Genomic DNA, 22,400 nt, shown 5'->3' on the forward strand with positions numbered 1-22,400 from the left:
GAAAAGCATCAAATTTCGTGCGCAATGATGCCTTTTCGGCATCCCACCGAAAGCCTGTGCCTAATTTGTGCTGCCTGCTCTATTTTTATGCAAAGAGGTTGCGATGCTGCATTCCAGAAAGCTTCTCTACATCAACGAGATCGCCCGAGCCGGCTCGATCCGCAAGGCGGCAGCGCGGCTGAATGTGGCGTCTTCGGCGATCAACCGGCAAATCCTGGCGCTGGAGGAGGAAATCGGCGCGCCCCTCTTCGAACGCCTGCCGCGCGGCCTGCGCCTGACGGCGGCCGGCGAACTCTGCATCGAGCATATTCGCGAGGTCTTGAAGAATTACGAGCGGCTGGAGAGCCGCATTCGCAGCCTCAGAACGCAGCAAGCTGGCAAGATCCGCCTGGTGACGACGGTGGGCCTGGCCGCCGGCCCGCTGCCCGAGATCATCGCCCGGTTCCAGTCGGAGCATCCGCGCGTCTTCATGCAGCTGCGCAATGATGCGGGAACGATGACGGTCAACCCGGTGCTGTCGGGCGAGGTGGATATCGGCCTGGGCTTCAACATTCCGGCGACGCCCGGCATCCGCACGCTCGGCAATTTCGACATCCCGATCGGCGTTGTGCTGCCTCCCGGCCATCCGCTGATCGCTTCGGGTCCGATCAACCTTGCCGATATCGTCCAGGAGCGCCTGGTCTTGGCGCAACAGGGCACCAGCCTGCGTGACGTGATCAATCTGGCGATGGCCCGCCTCGACGTGCACATAGAGCCCGTGCTGGAAACCAATGCGTCGGAGATGCTGAAGAAGCTGGTCAAATCAGGGGCCGGGGTGACGATGCTGAACCCGCTCGACGTGATCACCGAATGCCGACAGGGCGAACTCGTCTTCCGGCCGATCGCCGAGCCGCATGCGCGCCACCAGACGATGAAACTTTTCGCCCGCGCCCGCACCCCGCTCGATTCCGCCACCAGCCTGTTCGTCGAATATCTCCTGGCCGAGCTCGCCGGCCTGGTGCAGGAACTGCAGGCCAAGGGGCATATCGCGATGGAAAGGTCCGTCGCGATCTGAGGCCATCTGCGGACGGGCCTATTGCGAATAAAGATTGGAAAGCGGATAGCGCTTCAGGTCGCAGAGCAATTCGATGAAACCCTTGACCTGATGACGGCAGATCGCTTCGCCCTTTTCGGCTGTCCCGAGCGAGGCGTCGCCGACGACGCCGTTGGGATTGAGGTCGTGGGCGATCCAGGCGAGCGAATGCGGTGGCAATGGCTGTATGTATTTCGATTGGCCGCGCATCCATTCCGCCTTGGAGGTGAAATTCTGCGCCTTCTCCATCCGCACCAGATCAGGCCGGAAATGCAGCATGAGCGACGTTTCCACTTCGCCGCCATGGATGCCGTATTTCAGCTCGTGGTCGCTGATCATCCCCTCGGGATGGCCGAAGCGGCCCCATTGCGTGGCGACGGCGGCCATCGCGTGGCGCACGCGCAGCTCTCGCGCCACGATGCTCATGATATCGACATTGCCGCCATGTGAATTGACGATCACCATCTTGCGGATGCCGGCTTCGGCAACCTTGGCGCCGATCGCGGTCCAGACTGGAATGAGCAGCTCCGCGGAGAGCGACAGCGTCCCCGGCCCGTAAATATGTTCATTCGCCTTGCCGATCTCCTGCGTCGGCAGGACCAGGAAATCGAGGTCGTCCGGCTGCTGCTTTTTCAGTTCAGCCAGCATGCCGTTGGCGATCGCCACGTCGGTCGCGATCGGTAGGTGCGGACCGTGCTGTTCCGTCGAGGCGATCGGCAGGATGGCGATGGTTGTGTCGGGCGAAAGTCCGGCGAAGTCGGAGCTATTCAATTCGTTCCAGTAGAATGGCATTGCCATCGCCGCGCCTCTCGTTGCTTTTCAAGCAGGAGTAGGGAAAATCATTGCGCGCGAAAAGCATCAATTTGCGCCCATACCGATGCCTTTTAGGTGCTGGTGAAGCAGCTGTCGCTCTCTGAAGAGTGCAGCTCGTCGCAAGCGCGGCACATATGTCGATTTATCACGATCGCTTACCCGCCCATATCGCGCCGGTCCTGGCAATGAGACCCCTGAGAACGAACTGCGCGGCCTTTGACAGAAGTTTTTGCATCCCATCTCCCCTCAGGCTGCGGGACTGGTTGCGCTGACATAGTTGCGCCAGCCGCCGAACCCGGTGATCTCTCGTCCGCCGGTGACGGCATGACCCTCGCAGAGAAATCCGGTCAGGCAACTTCCATCGTCGAGGGTGATCTTGCCCACACCGAGCGGAGCCGGAATGTTCTGCACGAAACGGGCGAATGCCGACGGTGGGAGGGCCCAGACTTCGATCTCAACGCCATTGCCCGCAAAGCTGGGATCACGGACCAGCCCCGGCTTGGGCGGGATCGTGCCATGCAGGGCAAAGAGCCGGTAGCTGCCATCCGTGCGTCCTGTCTTCAACCTGTAACCGCCCGCCCGCGTCAGCTCATGGTTCAGCGGCATATCCGTCAGATGCGCGCCGACGACCACGATCGGAACGAAGTCATCGGCTGGAGCCACCACCCGGCTTGCCTCCGGCAAGGCGGCCTTGCGGTCCTGCCCCATGCCGGCGTTTGCCGCCCGGTGCATGGCATCGGCGAAGGAGGCAAGCGCGTCATCGGTGAAAGCGGGGCCGATCAGGGTCACGCCGGCCGGGAGATGACCGTTGGCGTCGAAGCCGGCTGGAACGGCGATCGCCGCGCAATCGAGCAGATTGACGAAGTTGGTGTACCGGCCGAATTGGCCGTTCTTCACGATCGGATCCGCCATCATTTCTTCGACCGTATAGGTGGTCGGCGAGGTCGGCAGCATCAGGATATCGGCCTTTTCCCATTCCTTCCCGGTCTTCTGGCGCAGCGCTTCGAGCTTGTAGCGGCCTTCGAAAGCGGCGACCGCGTCATAGGCTCTCGCGCCCTCGATGATGGTGCGAACCGTCGGGTCGAAGTCGGCGGCATTGGTTGCAATAAAATCCTTCACCGCCGCCAGCCGTTCGGCGACCCAGGGGCCGTTGTAGAGCAGCTCTGCCGCCTGCCGGAACGGTGCGTAGTCGAAAGGCACGATCGTGGCGCCGAGTGCGCGCGCTCTTTCGATTGCGGCATCATAGAGAGCTTCGACATGGCTGTTGCCGAAGAATTCCCGTTCTGCTCCGTCGAGCACACCGATCCGCAAGCCGGCGGCGGGCAGGCTGGACGGAACGGCCCTGCGCGAGAACGGATCGGCGGCATCGTAGCCCTCCATCACCTTGCGGATCGCAACGCCGTCGCCGACCGTTGCAGCAAAGACGGTGACGACATCGACGCTGCGGCAGGCAGGCACGACGCCGACATTCGGCACCAGTCCCGGTGTCGGCTTGATACCGACGAGATTGTTGAAGGCCGCCGGCACGCGTCCGGAACCGGCCGTGTCGGTGCCGAGCGCGAAGCTTGCCAGGCCCGAGGCGACTGCAACCGCCGAGCCGGAGCTCGAGCCGCCCGACACATAGCTCCTGTCGAAGACCGAACGCGGCGCACCGTGAGGCGAGCGCGTGCCGTTGAGGCCGGTCGCAAACTGATCGAGATTGGTCTTGCCGATCACGATTGCGCCTGCAGCCCGCAGTCTTGCAACGACGGTTGCGTCGCGCTCGGGATCATAGGCGAAAGCGGGGCAGGCGGCAGTGGTCGGCAGACCCTCCACATCGATATTGTCCTTGACCGCGAACGGAATGCCCCAGAGCGGCAGGCTGTTCGGCTCAGGTGCCCGTTCCATGAGGGCGCGTGCTTCGGCCCGCAGCGCTTCATCCGGCGTCGGCGTGATGAAGATTGCGGGATCCTCCGAGGCTGCGCGACGGACAATGATGGTCTCGACAATGTCGAGCGGGCTTTGGCCGGCTTCATAGGCTGCGCGAAGGCTGGTCAGATCGAGAATAGTCGGCAGCATGGTTCAGCATTCCTCCAGTACAACAATGATATCGCCCGCTTTGACATTGCGGCCGGGGCCGGCACGCAGGTCGCGGACGCGGCCCGGCGCATGTGCGGTGACGTTGATTTCCATCTTCATGGATTCGATAATGGCAAGCGTATCGCCGGCTGCAACCGGTGCGCCGGGCTCCACCAGCAGTTTCCAGATATTGCCGGGCACGGCGCTGGCAATACCAAAGCAGCCTTCCGGGATATCTCCATCGGGGCTTTCGCCGGTGCCCTCGTCGGTGACGAAGCTGTCGAGCCCCGCCTCCTTCCAACGCTGGCGTTCGGCCTCGAAGGCGGCCTGCTGGCGGGTCTTGAAGGTCGCGATGGAGGCTGCATTTGCCTGCAATTCCCGCTCGTAGGCGGCGTAGGAGAACTCCGTCTCCTCGATCCGGACAGGATAGCCGCCATGCGGGAAGGCGCTGCGGGCTTCCGCCAATTCCTGATGGCTGACCGGGAAGAAGCGAATCTGATCGAAGAAATCGAGCAGCCACGGTTTGTCCTTGGCAAAGACCGGCGTCTGCCGCCAGCTGTTCCATACCTGAATAGTGCGGCCAAAGAGCTGGTAGCCGCCGGGACCTTCCATGCCATAGATGCACATATAGGCCCCACCGATGCCGACGGCATTTTCAGGCGTCCATGTGCGGGCCGGATTGTACTTCGTCGTCACCAGTCGATGACGTGGATCGACCGGCGTTGCCACCGGCGCGCCGAGATAGACGTCGCCGAGGCCGAGCACGAGGTAGCTCGCATTGAAGACGACATCACGCACGGCCTGTTCGTCTGCCAGCCCGTTGATGCGGCGGATGAACTCGATGTTGTCAGGGCACCAGGGCGCATTCGGACGCACGAGTTCCTGATATTTGCGCATCGCAAGTGCCGCATCCGGATCGTTCCAGGAAAGCGGCAGATGGACGATGCGGCTCGGCACCTTGACGTCCTGGGCCGCAGGCAGGCTCGCCTCGATTTCGGCCAGCAGGCCGAGCAGGCGGTTGCGGGTCAGCGTCGTGCCGTCATAATGGATCTGCAATGAGCGGATGCCGGGCGTAAGATCGATGATGCCGGGCAGACGTGCCTGCGAGACAGCCTGCATGAGCAGGTGCACCCGCAGCCGCAGGGCGATATCGAGCGTCATCGGGCCGTATTCGACCAACAGGTTGTCATCGCCCTGCCGGCGGTAGACGACAGAGACAGGCCCGTCGTCACGCTTGCCGACGATAGGCGAGCCGGCATCCTGCTTCGCCCGATGCACGGCCGGACCGGCGATGGGATCTTCGGGCCGCGCGACGGGATGGAAGCGAATGCGATCGCCCGGCTTGAACTGGCCCATCTTCCACTGCTCACCGCGGGCGATAACCGCCGGGCAGACGAAACCGCCGAGGCTCGGCCCGTCCGGTCCGAGGATGATCGGCATGTCGCCGGTAAAATCGATAGCGCCGATCGCATAGGCATTGTCATGCAGGTTGGAGGGATGAAGACCGGCTTCGCCGCCATCGCTGCGCGCCCATTTCGGTGCTGGGCCGATCAGGCGAACGCCGGTGCGAGCGCTGTTGAAATGCACCTCGTAACTCGTCGAAAACAGCGTCTCGATATCACCATCCTGGAAGAAATCAGGCGCGCCATGCGGACCGTAGACGACGCCGACCTGCCATTCGCGCGTCAGTTCCGCAGGTTCGGTTGCCGGCTTCGGCGCATCAGTGGCCGCCTGACGGGCAAGATGCAGCACATGGCCGGTCTTCAGCGTGCCGGTGGCGTTGCCGCCGAACTGGCCGAGCCCGAAGGTGGCGCGCGAGCCGAGCACGACGGGCGCGGCAAAGCCGCCTGACACGGCGAGGTAAGCCCGCTGTCCCAGTCCATCGATGCTGCCGATTGCGAGGATCTGACCGGCGCGGATGGTCACGGCCTTGCCATGCGGCAGTTTCACGCCGTCGACGCTCATCGCCATCCCGGCGCCGGCAAGTGCGACCACCGTGTCGGTATGGAATTTCAGCACCGGGCCGGAAACCGTCAGCTCCAGCGCTGCGACCATGTCACCATTGCCGACGAGACGGTTGGCGTGACGGAAGGAGCGCTCGTCCATCGGGCCGCTCGGCGGCACGCCGACATGCCAGAGGCCAAGCCGGCCCGGCAGTTCCTGGAGGCTCGATTGTGCGCCCGGCGCGATCACCTCGATGACATCGGGCACGAAGGAAAAATCGCGCAGCGCGGTCGTCGCCACCTTGGCGCTTGCCAGAAGTTCGGAGCTGGCGATGGCCCTGAGATAGTCGAGATTGGTTTCGATGCCCGATATCGATGTTTCCGCAAGTGCCGCCTTCAGCTTTTCGATCACAGCCGGGCGATCCTCGGCCGACACGATCACCTTGGCGAGCATGGGATCGTAGAAGGGCGTGACATCAGTGCCGGTCTCGATCCAGCCGTCGATGCGTGCGTCCCTGGGGAACGCCACCTCGGTCAGCAGGCCGGCACTCGGGCGGAAATCGGCATGCGGCATCTCGGCATAGACGCGCACTTCGATCGCCGCCCCTTTCGGCCGCAGAGCCTCCGCATCGGACAGCACGTCCTCGCCCGCGGCCTGGCGGATCATCCACTCGACCAGGTCGATCCCGAACACGGCTTCGGTGACGGGATGTTCGACCTGCAGGCGGGTATTGACCTCAAGGAAATAGAATTCCTCGCGCAGGGGATCATAGATGAACTCCACGGTGCCGGCGGATTCGTAGGAGACCGCAGCACCAAGATCGACAGCCGCCTTGTGCAGGCGGGCGCGGGTTGCGGCGGAAAGGCCGGGAGCGGGTGTCTCCTCGACCACCTTCTGGTTTCGCCGCTGCAGCGAGCAATCACGCTCGCCAAGCGCCATCACCTTGCCTTTGCCGTCACCGAAAAGCTGGACTTCGACATGACGGGCTGCAGCGACGAAACGCTCGATATAGACGCGCGCATCGCCGAAGCTTGCCCGCGCCGTGCGCTGCACGCTTTCGAAGGACGCTTTCAGGCTTTCGGCATCTGCGCAGAGCTGCATGCCGATGCCGCCGCCGCCGGCCGTGCTTTTCAGCATGACGGGATAGCCGATCGTCTCTGCCGCCGAAAGCGCTTCATCGGCGCTCGACAGCAGGCCGGTGCCGGGCAGCAGCGGCACGCCGCTTGCCTTGGCGAGTTCGCGGGCCGTATGCTTCAGGCCGAAGGCCGAGAGGTGTTCGGGCCGCGGGCCGATGAAGGTGATGCCTTCGGCAGCGAGGCGTTCGGCAAAACCGATATTTTCCGACAGGAAGCCGTATCCAGGATGCACCGCCTCTGCCCCCGTCGCCTTGCAGGCGGCAATGACGGCGTCGACATTGAGATAGCTTTCGCCGGCAGGCGCCGGTCCGAGACGGATCGCCTCATCCGCCATCATTGCGGGCTTGGCGAAGCGGTCGGCATCGGAATAGACGGCGACGGAGGCAATGCCCATCCGTCGCAGCGTCTTGATAACCCGGATGGCGATTTCGCCCCGGTTGGCGATCAGGACTTTCTTGAACATGCTCAGTCCTCGCCGTCCCAGATCAGCACCCGGATCGGCGTCGGATCGAAGCCGTTGCAGGGGTTGTTGATCTGTGGGCAGTTGGAGATGACGCAAAGCACGTCCATCTCCGCGACGAGTTCCACATAGTCGCCCGGCGCCGAAATGCCGTCGACGATCGTCATCTCGCCATTCGGCCTGATCGGCACGTTCATGAAGAAATTGATGTTGGGCACGATGTCGCGCTTGCCCATTCCGTGTTTGCTGACCTCGAGGACGAAGTTGTCGCGGCAGGCATGCAGGTATTTCGTGCCATGGCCGAAGCGCACCGTATTGCTCTCGCAGGAGCAGGCGCCGGCGGACGTATCATGACGGCCGCAGCTGTCGGCCGTCATGGTCAGCATGACATTGCCTTCGTTCGACATGATCTTCGTGCCGATGCCGATATAGGCAGCACCCTGCATGCGCATCGTATCCTGATTGGAATAGCGCTCGGAGAAATCATCGGCACGGTAGAAGAGCGTGTCGATCGCCTGCTGGCCAAGACTGTCTTCGATGCGGATCGTCTGGCCCTTGCGCACAATGCCGGACCAAGGAGCTTCGGCCGGAATGAAATGATCCTGCGCGGCATTCTGCAGATTGCGGGCAGGGGAGGTCTGAATGAAATCGGACATCGTCGTCTCCTCAGGCCTGCATCAGGGTGTTGTTTTCGAAACCGCGCGCAGCTTCGGCCGTTGCCGTGCGGCAGAGATCGTCAGCAGCCGGGATTGCCGCCTTGTAGCGGGTGATGACGACAGGCTTCGGCTGATAGGCGGGATCGGGATCGAGCGGATGAGGGCAAGTGGAAAAGCCGACCAGCATGTCCATCTCGGCGCGCAGTTCGACATAGTCGCCGCTGTTGGAGCGCTTGCCCTGCCAGCCGAAACTTCCGCCCTCGGCCAGGCGGACGGGCGCGAAAAGGTTGAGGATGCCGGGAATATCGCGCCTGTCGAGGCCGAGCTTGACGGCGACGAGGATCAGATTGTCGCGGGTATTGCGTATCTTCTCGCCCGGATATTTCGCGGCATTCGAGGCAGCCGTCGAGCCGCCCATCAGGCAGTCATGGGCGCCGGAACTATCCTCGATCATCGAGAACATGACGCGGCCCATATCGGAGAAGATCACACGCCCCTTGCCGAGCGCCGTCGTCCATTGAACCTTGGCGGTATCGACGAGATTGATCCGCTCGCTCGTATCACCGGCATTCCAGGCGACAAGCGCCACGGTGGAATTGCTCTCTGCCTGATCTATGCGGATCGCCTCGCCGCGCAAGAGTTTCGTCGACCAGTACCAGCCGCCGGGGATGGTCTCCTGGTGGATGACGGCGGCAGCATCGATGGCCGGCGCCGGCAGCGGGCTTGGGCCGGGAAGCGCCTTGGGCGCGAATTCCAGACCCTTCTTCTGGTGCTCCTCGTAGCGCGCGCGATTGGCGGCGATCTCTTCCGGCGAGCGTCTCACATGCATCATAGCGTCTCTCCTGATGATGCCAGGTCGTCCCGGCTGTGCCCCAGGGAAGAGACCGGGCCGTCCCGGTCAGGGCTGAAGATCGATGACTGGCCGGCAAGGCGTGGCGGCCAGATGGAAATATCCTTGGTGATGGTGGCGCCGTAGCGCTCCTTTTCTTCCGGCCGATCGCGGCGGCGTTCGAAGGCGACCACGCGGTTGGCCAGCGTGAAAGCCTCGCGCATATCATGCGTGACCATGACGACGGTCATCTGCGTTTCATGCCAGAGCCGCTTCATCAGCGTGTGGATCTCGGCGCGGATGCCGGGATCGAGCGCGCCGAAGGGCTCATCGAGCAGCAGCACCTTCGGCTTCATGATGAGCGTCTGGGCGAGCGCCAGGCGCTGCTGCATGCCGCCGGAAAGCTGGGCCGGATATTTGCCCTCCGAACCGGCGAGCCCGACCTCGGCAATCAGCGCACGTGCTTCCTCGATGGCGTTGCGGCGTGCCGCCCCGAAGAGCTTGGCTTTGTAGCGGACGGCGAAAAATTCCTTGCCGAGCAGCACATTGCCGAGCACCGTCAGATGCGGAAAGACGGAATAGCGCTGGAAGACGACGCCGCGATCCGGTCCCGGCTCCGGCGGCAGAGCTTCACCGTCGAGCAGGATCCTGCCCTTCGTCGGTTGCTCCTGGCCGAGCAGCATGCGCAGGAAGGTGGTCTTGCCGCAGCCGGAGGGGCCGACAAGGGCGACGAAGGCACGCGAAGCGACGGTCAAGGATACGTTTTCGAGCACGATCTGGTCGCCATATTCCTTCCAGACCCTTTCTATCTTCAGTTCGCTCATGCCTGCTTCTCCAGTTCGGACCAGGGGAAGACGGCGATGCGCAAGCGATCGAGCAGGGCGTTCATGACAACGGCAAGCAGAGTGATCCAGACGACATAGGGAAAGATGATATCCATCGAGAGATAGCGGCGGACGAGGAAGATGCGGTAGCCGAGGCCGGAATCCGACGAGATCGCCTCGGCCGCGATCAGGAACAGCCAGGCCGGGCCGAGCTGCAGTCTGAGGCAGGTGATCAGCCGCGGCAGGATCTGCGGCAGCACGACACGCAGGCCGATCTGCCAGGACGAGCCGCCGAGCGTCTCGGCCTTGACGATCTGTTCGCGGGGCAATTCCAGCGCCTTCAGCGCCAGATCGCGGATCATCGTCGGTGCGACGCCGATGACGATGAGGGCAATTTTCGATGTTTCGCCGAGCCCCATGACGATGAAGAGAATGGGCAGCAGCGCCAGCGGTGGCACCATGGAGATCACGGCGACGAAAGGGGAAAGCAGTGCTCTGAGATAGGGCAGCATGCCAATCAGCATGCCGACAACGAGCGCGATCGCCGTCGAGATGCCGAGGCCGGCAAGCAGGCGGATGAGGCTCGCGCCCGTGTCCGACCAGAGCAGAAACTCGCCGGTGCGCGGGTCGGCGACGAAGGCCAGACGGTTGATCGCATCGGCAAAGCCGGCAAGGCTCGGCAGAAGCTTGTCATTGGCGTTATCGGCCAGTCGCACGGCCGAGCCGAAGGCATAGGCAAGGGCGAGAAGCACGAAGGGCAGCATCGTCAGGGCGAATTGCGCGCCCCGGCTCGGCCTCGTGTTGATCCAACGCATGGGAATGCTCCGCTGGTGAAGGGGAGGGGCGCGAGCCAAGCCGCGCCTCCGTTGCGATCAGAGCGAACCGTCGGCGGCTGCCTTCATATAGGTCTCGGTGAAGCGCAGCTTCACGTTCCCGGTATCGCCCAAAACCTTGCCATCGGGCATTTCGATGCCGATGACGTCAGCCGACGGCGCGCCATTGCCGAGCAAGCCTTTCTCGAAGAGGAAGTTGCGCACCAGATCCATGGTCTTCGGCAGATTCGGCGAAGCGGTGAAGGCAACGGCATCGGCCGGCTTGTCAAAGAGCTTGGTGGCGGCGAGCTGGGCTTCGAAGCCGGCGAGATCGGTGCCCGACGCCGAGCCCATGGCCTCGCGGGCTGCCTTGCCCTCGGCGGTGTCTGCTCGCAGCAATGCGGCCGTCTCATACCAGATCCCGGCGAGTGCCTTGCCGAAATTCGGATTGTCTTTCAGCACGCCGCTATTGGCGACCATCAGATCGATGATTTCGCCCGGCACCTGCGAGCTGTCGAACACCTTCTTGGCCGAGGGATCTTCGAGAATGGTGGAGACCAGCGGGTTCCAGGTGACGACGGCGGTGACGTCGGGTGTCTTGTAGGCGGCAACCATGTCGGCATCGGACGTGTTGACCACCTTCACGTCGCGTTCCGTCAGCTGGATGCTTTCGAGCGCACGGGCAAGCAGATAGTGCGAGACGGAGAATTCGACGAGATTGACGCTCTGCCCCTTGATATCGGCAAGGCTCGCCTTGTCCTTCAGGATGACGGCGTCATTGCCGTTCGAGAAGTCGCCGACAATCACGGCCGTCGTATCGACGCCGCCGGCGGCCGGGATCGACAGCCCGTCCATATTGGTCAGTGTCACGGCGTCGAAGGCGCCGGCCGTGTACTGGTTCATCGACTCCACATAGTCGTTGAACTGCGTGACATCGATCTTGATGCTGTATTTGTCAGCCCATTTCTTGACGATGCCGTGGTCAGCAGCGTAGCCCCAAGGCATCCAGCCGACATAGATCGACCAGGCCACCTTGAATTCGGTCTTCTGTTCCGCCTCTGCGACGGAAACAACCCCGAGCATCAGCGATACCGCCAGCGCCGTGGTGGAAACAATCTTCGAAAAAGTCTGCATTGAAATTCCCCTTCTGCTTTTCTTCAAAAGGGATCGGCAAAGACCATCGTGCCACCAATCCCTTGGCTTACGAGGTCTCCCGGGCTTTTGTCCCGCCGTGCACCCGACGGGATTTCTCCCCCGTCGGTGGTGGCTCTCGGACCAGCCGCACTTCTGAAAAGCGCCGGAACCCTAGCCACCAACTCAGCACATTTACTGCAAGAGGTGTGCCAGCTTGTAACCTATTGATTTTTCTCGCCTCAGTTCCTTGGGTGGTTCGGAATTGTGTACACTTGCAGCATTATGCTCAAAATTTGAGCATAGACCAAGGGCCCGCGTCGGGAGGCGTTCCGTGTACGAGAAACGACGTAGGCACAACGACGAGGCGCAGAATTAGCACTGAGACAACACGAGGAGCTTGTCGCCTTCCGGCTATGACTCTAGCAGAAGTCCGGGCGGTGCTATTGCTAATGTTGTTTGATCGCGCCAAGCCGAACCAACGCATACCCCGCACCACCCATTTGAATCAAAAGGTCTGCTCTCATTTCCCTGTCGGTCACGACCTTGATTTTGGTCCATTTGCCTATCCTGGTGTCGAGTGGCAGAGGCAAGTCTTCTCGCAGCAAGAGGGTAAGCTCAGGTGCTCTTTCCGACTTATAGATGCAAATCCTCATCGCACGACGCCCCAACTGCATAGACTTGTGAGAGTGATATTGCAGTGCGCTATCAATTATTGCAATGCCGCAAACCCTTCTCCGCAAATGTGCCGAGCTACGTTATCCGTCTCACTGTCTATACTGCCGCTTCTTCCGACTATGAGCATGAGTGACCGGTCGACTACGCAGTTTCCGGCAAGGCTAGCGGAACATATGCGACTCGCCGGCCTAGAGAGGTCATTTGATCGTACTTTTAAAGACATAGTAAATGGCCGATAAGTGAACAAGTCTTGGGCCTTCCCGAAAGTCTTAAGGACCGGGCGCGAGCTGCGCTGGGTCAGCGCAATCTTGTCCTGGTCGGATCAATGGGTAGGGAAGTCCTCGATTGGCCGGTTCCTCGCACAGCAGTTCGGCATTTCCTTCGTCGATACCGATGTCGAGATCGAGCGTGTTTCGCGCATGACGATCCCCGACCTCTTTGTCGCCTCTGGTGAACTGGAGTTCCGGGCGCTGGAAAAGCGTGTCCTCAATAATGGCCCCGTGTCGTCTCGACCGGGGGCGGCGCCTTCATCAACGAGAGCACGCGCCAGCACGTCAAGCGCGGTAGTCTTTCCGTCTGGCTGAAGGCCGATCTCGACCTGCTGTGGGGACCACGTCAAAGAACATGATCAACGGCGCCCGTTGCTCAGACCGAGGATCCGAAATAGACCCTCGAGAACCTGATGAACGCGCGTTATCCGATCTATGAGGAAGCCGATCTCACGGTTCTATCCCGCGACGTCGACAAGGACATCATGGTCAAGGAAGTCCTGGCCGCCAATGCACGCGGGCGTGATCGACCGTGCAGGACGTGAAAATGTCTCCCGTTTAAAGGGTTGCAAGGCGGCTAGGATCAGCGACGCTAAGACAGGACGATGCCAAAATTCTTTTGGGTCAACGAAGTTGGTATAGGCGGTTCGTTATCCATCAAGGCGAGCATTGAGCGCTGCCTATTCATCCGCTGTATGCGCTCATCTGCGACTTGATATTTTCAGTGAGCCTTGCCGCAGCAGTCTCCAGTACACCTTTCGACCGGACGACCAGGCGGAGGGATGGGATGGGGAAATAACGCTCTACGAGTGGCAGCCATATCAACGCTCCGCGTTCCGTCTCCGCACTGATGTCGAAGGGGTTGAGGAAAGTGATGGCGCTGCCGCTCGTCGCGAACTGTTTGATAACTTCGATCGAATCGGTTTCCACTGTCGGCTGCAAGGGCAGTTCGGCAGAGGCGAAGGCATGATCCATGACGCTGCGGATCGCCATCGTGTCGGTCCCAGTCACGATCGGATACTGAATGCAGTCCGATAGGCGAAGAGCCGGCTTCCGTGTGAGGGGATGGTCCGGCGCAACGACTGCACCGATCTCCACGTCGATGGTCTGCAGAATACGAAGGCCAGGGTTCGGCAGTATATTGTAACCCAGCCCAATATCACTTTCTCCCGACATGACGCGTGCAGCGATCAACTCGGGCGACGGCTGGATCTCGACGCGCACCAGCATGCGGCTGTGTTGGCGGATGAATTCGCAGGCGAGCGTCAGGAGCGGGCCGTAGATCAATCCTCCCATGGTCGAGAGCCGGATCGTGCCTCTTTCCATTCCCTTCAGCGCCGCGATGCGCCCCATCGTCGAACGATAGTCGCGTTCCACGGCCTGGGCGTGCGCGACCAACACTTCGCCAGCCGCTGTCAGCCGGAGCTTGCGAGGAAGCCGCTCGAACAGGGGCATCCCGACTTCTTCTTCCAGAGCCAAGATCTGCCGGTTGAGCGCGGACGAGGAAATATTGAGGTTTTCGGCGGCCTTCCGCATCGATCCGAAACGGGAGACCTGTTCGAGAAACCGCAGGGTCTTTTGGTTCATGGACTTTGTCTTTCGTTCGCGTCGTATTATGATGCATAAATCGGGACAGATATACGCAAAAATGACGCTGTTGTCAGGACATCAGTTGACATAGTTTGGTCGGACAATACCAACAATGGGGAACAACAATGTCAACCAAGACCACCCGCGTCGGCGGGCTTGCAATGATGGCCGCAACGCTTCTTCTCGGCGCCTCAGGCCCTGCCGCCGCACTCGACAGGATCCGTTTCGGTCTTGGCTGGCTGCCCGAGGCGGAGCATTGCGGCTTCTTCCAGGCCAAAGCCACGGGGCTTTACGAGAAGGCGGGGCTCGACGTGGATCTGATGGCCGGTGGACCGGGCATCAATACTGCCATGCTAGTGGCGGGCGGCGAGCAGGATCTCGGCATGGGCTCGAGCTTCACCACGCTCAATATGGTCAAGCAGGGTATACCCGGCGTCACGGTTGCGGCCTTCTTCCAGAAGGATCCTCAGACCCTCGTCGCTCATGCAGGGCAGGGGGTGACCAAACTGGAGGACGTCAAAGGTCGTCCGGTGATGGTCGCCGACTTTGCCCGCGGCGAATTCTGGCAGTTCCTCAAATACCGCTTTGGCTTTACCGACGACCAGTTGCGCCCCTACACTTACAGTTCGGCGGTCTTCGTCTCCGACAAGACCGCGATCCAGCAGGGCTATGTTACCCGCGCGAACTCTCGGGTGGCATGAAGATGCGTGTCTCGATCGCCCGTGCGCTGATTACCAGGCCGCAACTCCTTCTGCTGGACGAGCCGTTCGGGGCACTCGACGAAATCACCCGGGCGCGGATGGCATTGCCCCCACGACCGTAGAGGAAATGGCTGCGGATGCCGTTGCCTTTGTCAAAGCCTTGGGGCTGGAGAAGATCGACCTCTTTGGATTTTCGCTCGGAGGGTTCGTTGCTCAAGCCTTCGTCCAGCGCGAACCTGGGCTCGTTCGTAAGATCATTCTTGCTGGAACCGGCCCAGCAGGAGGGGAGGGCATATCGGGTGTCGGCGGCCTGATCCAAAATGCCTTTCAGAAGGCTGGAGAGACGGGAAAGCACCCGAAGCACTTCCTGTTTTTCACCGAGACGGCCGACGGGCAGGCTGCTGGCGACGCATTCCTGGCACGCCTGGAAGAGCGCGCGGAACACCGCGATGCAGCCGCGCGGGATGAGACTATCGGCGCGCAGATCGCCGCCATCGATAATTGGGGCACGAGCGACGCAATCGACCTGAGCACCGTCGAACATCCGGTTCTGGTCGTGAACGGAGACGCAGACATCATGGTGCCCACGGTGAACTCGTTCGAGCTCGCAAAGCGCCTGCCCAATGCGCAGGTGAGCATTTTCCCGGCAACGGGCCATGGCGCGATCTTCCAGCACCACAAGCTGTTCGCACAGCAGGTTGTTGAGTTCCTTCGCTAACAGTCCGCAAACAGCACAACAAATTCAGGTGTGAAATGATCAAGCGCTTAGTACTGTCCACGATGCTTCTTTCGGCGGCCGTTATCGGCAACGTCGCATCGGCCCAGCCAGTTGCAGCCTCTGACTACACAACGACGGAAAACAAATATGTCGAGATCGGCGGCACGCGTTACGCCTATCGAACGATCGGCGACCGAGGCTCCAAGCCACCGCTTGTTCTCTTCCAGCATTTTACCGGCACCATGGATGATTGGGACCAACGAACTATCGAAGGCCTAGCGAAGGGACGAGAGCTCGTGGTATTTGACAATGCCGGCGTCGGAGCATCTGGAGGCCAATCTCCAGATAATGTTGCAGGTATGGCTGACACCGCCGCGCGACTTATCGAGGCTCTAAAGCTGCAGCAGGTCGACGCACTGGGGTTCTCTCTCGGAGGCTCCATAGTTCAACAGCTTCTGATAGAAAAACCGTCCTTGATCAGGAAGGCCATCTTGGTAGGTGCGGCGCCGCAAGGATCGGCAGGATTCAGACGGCTGCCCGATGTGATTTCGACCGCCATCAAAACCAGCGGCGAGACCGGACGTCCGCTCCGTGCCCTGCTGTTCTTCACTGATACCGAAGCGGGAAAGGCAGAAGCCGACGAATATCTGAAGAACATCAACAATCACTCAGTTGATCCCGAAGCTCCAGTGTCTGAGCAGACCATGGGCGCGCAGGCGAAGGCTCTCGTTACCTGGGGCAGCATGCCGGAGAATACCGAGCAGCTTTCCCAGATTAAGCAACCTGTTCTGATCGTTAACGGAAGCGATGACAGCATCGCACCGACGCTCGAATCCGTTACGCTGTTTCAGCGCATTCCGAACGCCCAACTTAGCCTCTACCCGGACTCCGGGCACGGGTCGCTGTTTCAGCACGAGACTCTCTTCGTCTCACAAGTCGATATGTTTCTTGACGGACCGAAGTAAGCCTGCTTGTCGGGCCCAATGTGGCGAGATCGAATTCCAAATAGCCGTGCCGGGAGCGGCGTGAAGTCGCCCCCGGCTCCATCCGATGAAACTTTCCTAGTCCTTGGCTGTGCCGTTTGCTGACGTAACCGCGGCTCGCGGAGGCTAACCACCTATTGCTGACCAGCACCTTGGCAATCGGCGCTAAACCAGTGCGGCTAGTCTTTTTATGTCATGCATATGCCAACAGCACGCAAGCGGATGTCGGCACCGACATCAGGGTATTCAACCGGTTACGCCTGGCGCTGCAAAGCAACACAGTTTCATTTGACTCGAAAACAAAAACCTATATATAGATTTCGATCGAAATCTAAGAAGTAGGTATGTTAAGGCGGTTTTTGAGCAGGCATCCTGCTGTCAGCCAACAGTTTGCCCGCTTCGCTCGAAGCTCGGGCTAGTTTGTTAAATACCCCAATCCAAAGAATGATCGACATGCATCCAATTGTATCAATCTTTAAGAACCCTCCCGACGGTGGCCGGGGCTATCACAGGGATATGCGTGTGCGTTGGGCACTTGAGGAGGTTGGCCAGGCTTACCAACTGCGACTGCTTGCGTTCTCTGAAATGCGCCGTCCCGAATACCGCAAGCTTCATCCCTTTGGTCAGATGCCGACATATGAGGAGGGGGATCTGGTACTTTTCGAGTCCGGGGCGATTGTCCATCATATCGCCCAATCCTATTCCGGCCTGCTACCGCCGGATCAAAATGCCAGGTCTCGCGCCGTCATGTGGATGTTCGCGGCATTGAATACGGTTGAGCCGTGCGTAGACTCCGGAAGCGTGGGCTATCTGGTTCAACGGCTTCACGAACTGTCCGCTGTGCTTGATGCGCACGACTGGCTCGATGGAGAGTTCAGTGGGGGAGATCTGTTGATGGTGTCGGTGCTGCGTCCGCTGCGTGGAAGTGACGTCCTGCAGGACACTCCAAATCTTGGTGCCTATATCGCACGCGCTGAAGCGCGGCCAGCATTCCAGCGCGCCCTAACGATGTCCTCCGACTTGATCCGAACGGCATAGCCGCAACCTGTAACCAAACAACGGAAAAAGCTCGTATGTCATTCAACACCAAGCGGATTTTTGTGATCGGGGCCACCGGAGCCCAAGGAATGTCTGTCGTGAAGGGCTTGGTCAGCGACGGCCAGTATAATGTTCTCGCTTTGACCCGTGACCGTACGTCAGATCGCGCGAAAGAACTTCTGGATTTAGGCAATGTCTCTGTCTTGCAAGGCTCCTTTGCGGATGAGGATATTGTTCGTCGAGGTCTTCGAGAGTGCGACGGGGCCTTTGTCAATATTGACGGGTTCAACACGGGGGAAAAGACAGAGACTTATCTCGCAATGAGAATTTATGAGATCGCCTTGGAGGAGGGGATCAAGTTCTTCGTTTTCGGCAATCTCGATTATGTCCTGAAAAAATCTGGATATGACTCGCGTTTTCGAACGGGCCATTATGACGGTAAAGGCCGCGTGGCCGAGTGGATTTTGTCGCAAAACCAAGACAATACTGCGAGGATGGGTGCCGCGATATTTACCACGGGCCCATACATTGAAATGGCATTTTCGCCCTTCACTCCTATGACGCCAAGAGTCGAGGACGGCGTTGTCACATGGAGGGTGCCGCTTGGCCAAGGCGCCGTGGTCCATGTCTCACTGGAAGACTGCGCATTTTACGTACGCTGGCTTTTCGACAACCCTGAGCGGTCCACGGGGATGAATCTTGAGGTTGCCATCGAACATGTCCGCTACGACGAGCTGGCCGCCGCCTTCGAACGTGTGACGGGACATCCAGCACGCTACATCGACACCGACATCGACGATTATTTCGGCGGGCCGCTTAAAAACGCAGCCGATCGTCCGGCTGGCTACAATGCGGACCCCGCAGACAAAAGCACCATGAGTTTCAGGGACAATTTCACAGGCTTCTGGAACATGTGGAAACATGACGTCATCAAACGCGACTACCGGCTTCTTGATGAGATTCATCCCAACAGATTGAAGTCCATCGATCAGTGGCTCGAGCGGCATGAGGAGTTGGCGCGCAAAAGCGGGCTCCCTTCGCTTTGGGACAAGATCCAGCCCGACGCGTTGCGAAACAGCTTTTCGATTTTGAAGAGTAGTGAGGATCGGCAGAAGGGCAATCTCGGGGGACTTTGAGCGCCCGGCATGCTGTTCCAAAACCTGTGAGGAGAATCCGATGGTTAACCACTCTGCACCCGACATCGTCATCTGCAATCCCGTTCGAACCGCGATCGGCACCTTCAACGGCTCTCTCAAAGAACTGCCGGCGACGGAACTTGGTGCGCTCGTGATTGCCGAAACTTTGAGACGATCGACGCTGGCTCCGTCAGAGATCGGTTCAGTGGTGATGGGAAATGTCATTCAGGCTGGGAACAAAATGAACCCGGCACGCCAAGCTGCAATCAGAGGCGGCCTTCCTGTAAGCGTGCCAGCCATGACGGTGAACAGGGTCTGTGGTTCCGGCGCTCAGGCGGTCGTGAGTGCCATCCAGCAGATCGTCGCCGGAGAGTGCGAAGCGGTGGTCGCTGGAGGAATGGAAAACATGGACCGCGCTCCATACTTGATGACTGGCGGACGCTGGGGCTACCGGATGGGTGCTGCAGAGATACTCGACAGCATGCTCACGGACGGTCTCGTCGACGCCTTTTCCGGGGCGCATTCCGGCTGGCACACGGAGGACCTCGTTGCGACGTCGCAACTCACTCGCACAGAGCAAGATGACTTTGCTCTGCGCTCGCAGCAGCGCTTCGTTGCCTCCCAGGATAGTGGCAAGTTTGTGCGGGAAATCGTACCGATTGCGCTAACGACAAAAAAGGGTACGGCGGTCTTCGCCGTCGATGAAGCCCCGCGGCCGGACACCACCATGGAGTCACTTTCAAATTTGCGGCCCGCCTTCCGCAAGGATGGAACCATCACCGCTGGCAACGCGCCCGGTCTCAACAGCGGTGCTGCGGCGATGATCGTGACAAGTGCCGATTTTGCGCAGCGTTGCAGCGTACGGCATCGCCGGGGTCGAGCCCGGCCTATTCGGCCTCGGACCCGTGCCGGCTGTTAGGATCGCCCTGGAGCGCTCCGGTTGGTCGCTGGCAGACATCGAGCGCATCGAGATCAACGAAGCCTTCGCTGCCGTGCCATTGGCCGTTCAGAAAGAGCTCGGTCTTCCCTTGGACATTGTCAATGTGGATGGCGGAGCTATTGCGCACGGACATCCGATTGGAGCAACCGGGGCCGTGCTGATCACGCGCCTCCTCTACGCTCTGGAGCGTGAGGACCTGAGGCGCGGAATCGTTACGCTCTGCATCGGTGGCGGACAGGGCATCGCCATTGCACTGGAGCGGCTGACCACCTAACCGCCGATCACGACGCACATGTTTACGAGGCCAACTACTCAAGCGTTTGCACTCGCTGGCAATCCCCTGCAGACTGGCGAGCGGCTGCTGATCTCGCGCCCACTGCCTCAGCGCGGAGCGGTGACCTCCCGGTTGCGAGCAACAATCGCCTCGTGGCTGATCGGCTCGACACTCCTCATAAATCCATTCATTACCCTGTCGCGATCACGGGCCGAGCGGTTCTGATCGGCAGAAGCCAGAGCATGACGAAGATCTGGAGCCGACAGTTCGGTACAATAGGCGGGTGAACCTGGCTGCTGCCGCCATGAATCAGCCAGATCTCCTGCATCAAGTGCATCAAAGCCGGCGGTTTCAACGATCCCCTGCGCTACGCTCTTTCCGCGTTGATCGTCTCCAGCAACAGGGATTGCAATCCGACCCGCAGTCCCCTTAGTTGCTCCACTTTGTCCCAGCGTATAGGCCAGAACAGCATTGAACGCTTTGATAACTGGCCGGCCAAGTTGCTCGCTGACCCAGATGCTCTCTGGTTTGCCTTCGTTGACCTCGGCGATCTGCCCGTCACGCTGCGGGTAATAGTTGGAAGTGTCGATGATTGTCACGTCGGCCGGAACATCGGCGAACAGCTCTGCGACATCAGGGATTTTCGCAAACGGAATGGACAGAACGATCACTTCGACGCCTTTTACTGCGTCCCGTGCGGTGGCCGGCACTGCACCAATCTTTTCTGCCTGGTCCCGGACGGCGTCAGGCCCTTTGGAACCCGCCAGCTTCACAGAATGTCCAGCCGCGACGAGCTTCTTCGCGATCGTCCCGCCGATATTGCCTGCACCGATAATTCCAATATTCATTTGCCTTCCTTTCAGCATTTGGATGTGAAGCCGCGGATCGAGCCCACATTGAGGGGGTACGCCGAGATGGGCGCGCAGGGTGGAGCCTTCGTAGTCATGGCCTTGAACTGACGCGCGAGATTATAGGGTTCATTGAATGTAGCCGAGCCTGTAGCCACCAGTCCGATCCGGCTGGTCCCGCGCGCGACCGCAGCGAGCGTCATCATCGGATCGATAGTGATCTGTGGGGCTTCGTTTTCGATATCGCCCTTCATTGCCGGGAAGTCGGGGACGAAGAGGAACTGAAATTTGCCGCGCTCCGCCGCCTGAGCGTAGCGCACCTGATTGTCGAAGTTGGTATAGCCCATGGGATCAACACCCGGCATACGCCAAGCACCGGGCTGCGAACCGTAGCCGTTGCCAAACTGCATGCTTATGATCATCTGCCGGGCCACAATGGATCCTCCTGCCGCAAAAAGTGCGTTTGGCCGGGGACCGCATTTGCTGTTTGACGAGCCGGCTACTAGCTATATGGAGAGCATCTCCGTTTCGCAACAAATATGGAGAGTGTCTCCACTTTGCAAGAGGGCAGTGATTTTATGTCTCCAACTTCATCCTCACGCAGCGCCCGCAAGGATGCGCAATATAACAGAGCGCAGATATTGGATGCGGCGAGCCGCGCATTCGCAAGCCAGGGGGTCGACGCTTCCATGGACGCCATTGCCAAGGACGCGGGTGTCGGGGCAGGTACGTTGTATCGGCATTTCCCGAACAAGGATGCTCTGCTGGCCGCGTTGCTTGATGCACACTACCAAACTTTGGAGACAAAGCGCCAACTTATTGCCAGCGAAGACATCGAAGCTGACCAAATGCTCGACCGGTGGATAGATGCGCTCGGTGACTGGATGCTGGTGTACGACGGTTTGCCGGAACCACTCCGCGCGGCATGGTCCGAGGTGCGGTCACCACTGTCGCCAACTTGTCGGCAAGTAATCGAAACCACCGATCAATTTTTGAACAAAGCGAAACGCGAGGGGAGAGCTCGTCAGGATTTGACGGGCCATGAGATCTTTCTTGCAGCACTGGCAATCGCTTGGGCGAGCGGCGCGTCCACCGCGGACGGCAGCACGCGGAGCGCGCTTCGGAATCTGCTGAAATTGGGCTGGACTACCGGAAAGGATCAACAAAGGAGTTGAGCATCCCTAGATGAGCCCAAATGCCTGTAGGCAAGGTCAGAGCCGTTCCTGATCAGTTGCCCGTGCCGTCGAGGACACGAGAGAAGCGACTTTGCAACGCGACTGCCGCAACACTTGGACGACAGGAGCCGACTTGCTGGTTTCGGAAATCCTGTCTTGACCAAGGTCAAATTCGACCGTCCAGACTTTATCAGCCGTCGGCATAGATATCCGCTTTTCACCAGAGTGTCCGTTTTGCGGAGCAAAGGAATTGTGTCCGGTTAAATGCAAGACCTTGTTAACTCTACTCGGCGAGTTCTCGGGGCAGCGTTGTGC

Annotated in this window: 18 protein-coding genes, 3 pseudogenes and 1 riboswitch; of the genes and pseudogenes, 10 read left to right on the plus strand and 11 right to left on the minus strand. The window is 60.1% G+C overall.

The window, feature by feature from the left end:
* Positions 1-103 precede the first annotated feature (103 nt).
* Positions 104-1,054, plus strand: a complete 951-nt coding sequence (locus tag GGD57_RS11545) for a LysR substrate-binding domain-containing protein (protein WP_025418548.1) — start codon at positions 104-106, stop codon at positions 1,052-1,054.
* An 18-nt stretch (positions 1,055-1,072) separates the two neighbouring features.
* Here the strand turns inward: GGD57_RS11545 and GGD57_RS11550 are convergent, their stop codons facing one another.
* The 8 genes from GGD57_RS11550 to GGD57_RS11585 form a co-directional block, all read right to left on the minus strand.
* On the minus strand, positions 1,073-1,870 hold the full coding sequence (locus GGD57_RS11550; RefSeq protein WP_184469788.1) for a creatininase family protein: 798 nt from the start codon (positions 1,868-1,870) through the stop codon (positions 1,073-1,075).
* 261 nt (positions 1,871-2,131) lie between these two features.
* Entirely contained in the window at positions 2,132-3,943 is a 1,812-nt protein-coding gene (gene atzF / locus GGD57_RS11555; RefSeq protein ID WP_184469790.1) for an allophanate hydrolase, read from the minus strand.
* Between the two features lie 3 nt (positions 3,944-3,946).
* On the minus strand, positions 3,947-7,486 hold the full coding sequence (gene uca / locus GGD57_RS11560) for an urea carboxylase (RefSeq protein WP_184469792.1): 3,540 nt from the start codon (positions 7,484-7,486) through the stop codon (positions 3,947-3,949).
* A gap of 2 nt (positions 7,487-7,488) precedes the next feature.
* Positions 7,489-8,139, minus strand: a complete 651-nt coding sequence (locus GGD57_RS11565; protein WP_184469794.1) for an urea amidolyase associated protein UAAP2 — start codon at positions 8,137-8,139, stop codon at positions 7,489-7,491.
* Between the two features lie 10 nt (positions 8,140-8,149).
* Positions 8,150-8,971, minus strand: a complete 822-nt coding sequence (locus tag GGD57_RS11570; RefSeq protein ID WP_184469796.1) for an urea amidolyase associated protein UAAP1 — start codon at positions 8,969-8,971, stop codon at positions 8,150-8,152.
* Positions 8,968-9,792 carry an ABC transporter ATP-binding protein gene (locus GGD57_RS11575; RefSeq protein WP_184469798.1) on the minus strand — a complete coding sequence of 275 codons (825 nt, stop codon included), beginning with the start codon at positions 9,790-9,792 and terminating at the stop codon, positions 8,968-8,970. The genes GGD57_RS11570 and GGD57_RS11575 overlap by 4 nt, the downstream gene beginning before the upstream one ends.
* Positions 9,789-10,607: an ABC transporter permease gene (locus GGD57_RS11580; RefSeq protein WP_184469800.1), complete on the minus strand. Its 819-nt coding sequence runs from the start codon at positions 10,605-10,607 to the stop codon at positions 9,789-9,791. The genes GGD57_RS11575 and GGD57_RS11580 overlap by 4 nt, the downstream gene beginning before the upstream one ends.
* 57 nt (positions 10,608-10,664) lie before the next feature.
* A complete protein-coding gene (locus GGD57_RS11585) occupies positions 10,665-11,738 on the minus strand; it encodes a putative urea ABC transporter substrate-binding protein (RefSeq protein ID WP_184469802.1) in 1,074 nt (357 codons plus the stop codon).
* Between the two features lie 74 nt (positions 11,739-11,812).
* A riboswitch (guanidine-I (ykkC/yxkD leader) is annotated at positions 11,813-11,924 on the minus strand.
* A 724-nt stretch (positions 11,925-12,648) separates the two neighbouring features.
* Between GGD57_RS11585 and GGD57_RS11590 the strand changes: the two are divergent.
* Positions 12,649-13,227, plus strand: a pseudogene (locus GGD57_RS11590) (shikimate kinase).
* Between the two features lie 139 nt (positions 13,228-13,366).
* Here GGD57_RS11590 and GGD57_RS11595 read toward each other — a convergent pair.
* A complete protein-coding gene (locus GGD57_RS11595; RefSeq protein WP_184469804.1) occupies positions 13,367-14,269 on the minus strand; it encodes a LysR family transcriptional regulator in 903 nt (300 codons plus the stop codon).
* A 167-nt stretch (positions 14,270-14,436) separates the two neighbouring features.
* Between GGD57_RS11595 and GGD57_RS11600 the strand changes: the two genes are divergently transcribed.
* The 7 genes and pseudogenes from GGD57_RS11600 to GGD57_RS11625 all read left to right on the plus strand — a co-directional run bounded on the left by GGD57_RS11600 (position 14,437) and on the right by GGD57_RS11625 (position 20,062).
* On the plus strand, positions 14,437-14,973 hold the full coding sequence (locus tag GGD57_RS11600; protein ID WP_246713623.1) for an ABC transporter substrate-binding protein: 537 nt from the start codon (positions 14,437-14,439) through the stop codon (positions 14,971-14,973).
* Positions 14,946-15,074 (plus strand): annotated as a pseudogene (locus GGD57_RS29150) (ATP-binding cassette domain-containing protein); the annotation flags it as partial. The gene GGD57_RS11600 and the pseudogene GGD57_RS29150, both read left to right, overlap by 28 nt.
* Before the next feature lie 2 nt (positions 15,075-15,076).
* Positions 15,077-15,691, plus strand: a complete 615-nt coding sequence (locus GGD57_RS11605; RefSeq protein WP_348645974.1) for an alpha/beta fold hydrolase — start codon at positions 15,077-15,079, stop codon at positions 15,689-15,691.
* Positions 15,692-15,726: 35 nt separating this feature from the next.
* The gene (locus tag GGD57_RS11610) at positions 15,727-16,656 is read left to right on the plus strand and encodes an alpha/beta fold hydrolase (RefSeq protein ID WP_184469808.1); all 930 of its coding nucleotides are present in this window, start codon (positions 15,727-15,729) and stop codon (positions 16,654-16,656) included.
* Between the two features lie 471 nt (positions 16,657-17,127).
* Positions 17,128-17,712 carry a glutathione S-transferase family protein gene (locus tag GGD57_RS11615; RefSeq protein ID WP_184470014.1) on the plus strand — a complete coding sequence of 195 codons (585 nt, stop codon included), beginning with the start codon at positions 17,128-17,130 and terminating at the stop codon, positions 17,710-17,712.
* A gap of 35 nt (positions 17,713-17,747) precedes the next feature.
* Positions 17,748-18,848: an NmrA family NAD(P)-binding protein gene (locus GGD57_RS11620; RefSeq protein WP_088682480.1), complete on the plus strand. Its 1,101-nt coding sequence runs from the start codon at positions 17,748-17,750 to the stop codon at positions 18,846-18,848.
* A 40-nt stretch (positions 18,849-18,888) separates the two neighbouring features.
* Positions 18,889-20,062 (plus strand): annotated as a pseudogene (locus tag GGD57_RS11625) (thiolase family protein).
* Positions 20,063-20,169: 107 nt separating this feature from the next.
* Here GGD57_RS11625 and GGD57_RS11630 read toward each other — a convergent pair.
* Both GGD57_RS11630 and GGD57_RS11635 read right to left on the minus strand, forming a co-directional pair.
* On the minus strand, positions 20,170-20,910 hold the full coding sequence (locus GGD57_RS11630) for an NADPH-dependent F420 reductase (protein ID WP_184469810.1): 741 nt from the start codon (positions 20,908-20,910) through the stop codon (positions 20,170-20,172).
* Positions 20,911-20,921: 11 nt separating this feature from the next.
* A complete protein-coding gene (locus GGD57_RS11635; RefSeq protein ID WP_348645965.1) occupies positions 20,922-21,344 on the minus strand; it encodes an LLM class flavin-dependent oxidoreductase in 423 nt (140 codons plus the stop codon).
* A 144-nt stretch (positions 21,345-21,488) separates the two neighbouring features.
* Here GGD57_RS11635 and GGD57_RS11640 point away from each other — a divergent pair, with 144 nt between their 5' ends.
* Positions 21,489-22,085 (plus strand): TetR/AcrR family transcriptional regulator, encoded by a 597-nt coding sequence (locus GGD57_RS11640; RefSeq protein WP_184470018.1) that lies wholly within the window; start codon positions 21,489-21,491, stop codon positions 22,083-22,085.
* Positions 22,086-22,400: the final 315 nt, after the last annotated feature.

Source organism: Rhizobium esperanzae (assembly GCF_014197615.1).
GTDB lineage: Bacteria > Pseudomonadota > Alphaproteobacteria > Rhizobiales > Rhizobiaceae > Rhizobium > Rhizobium esperanzae_A.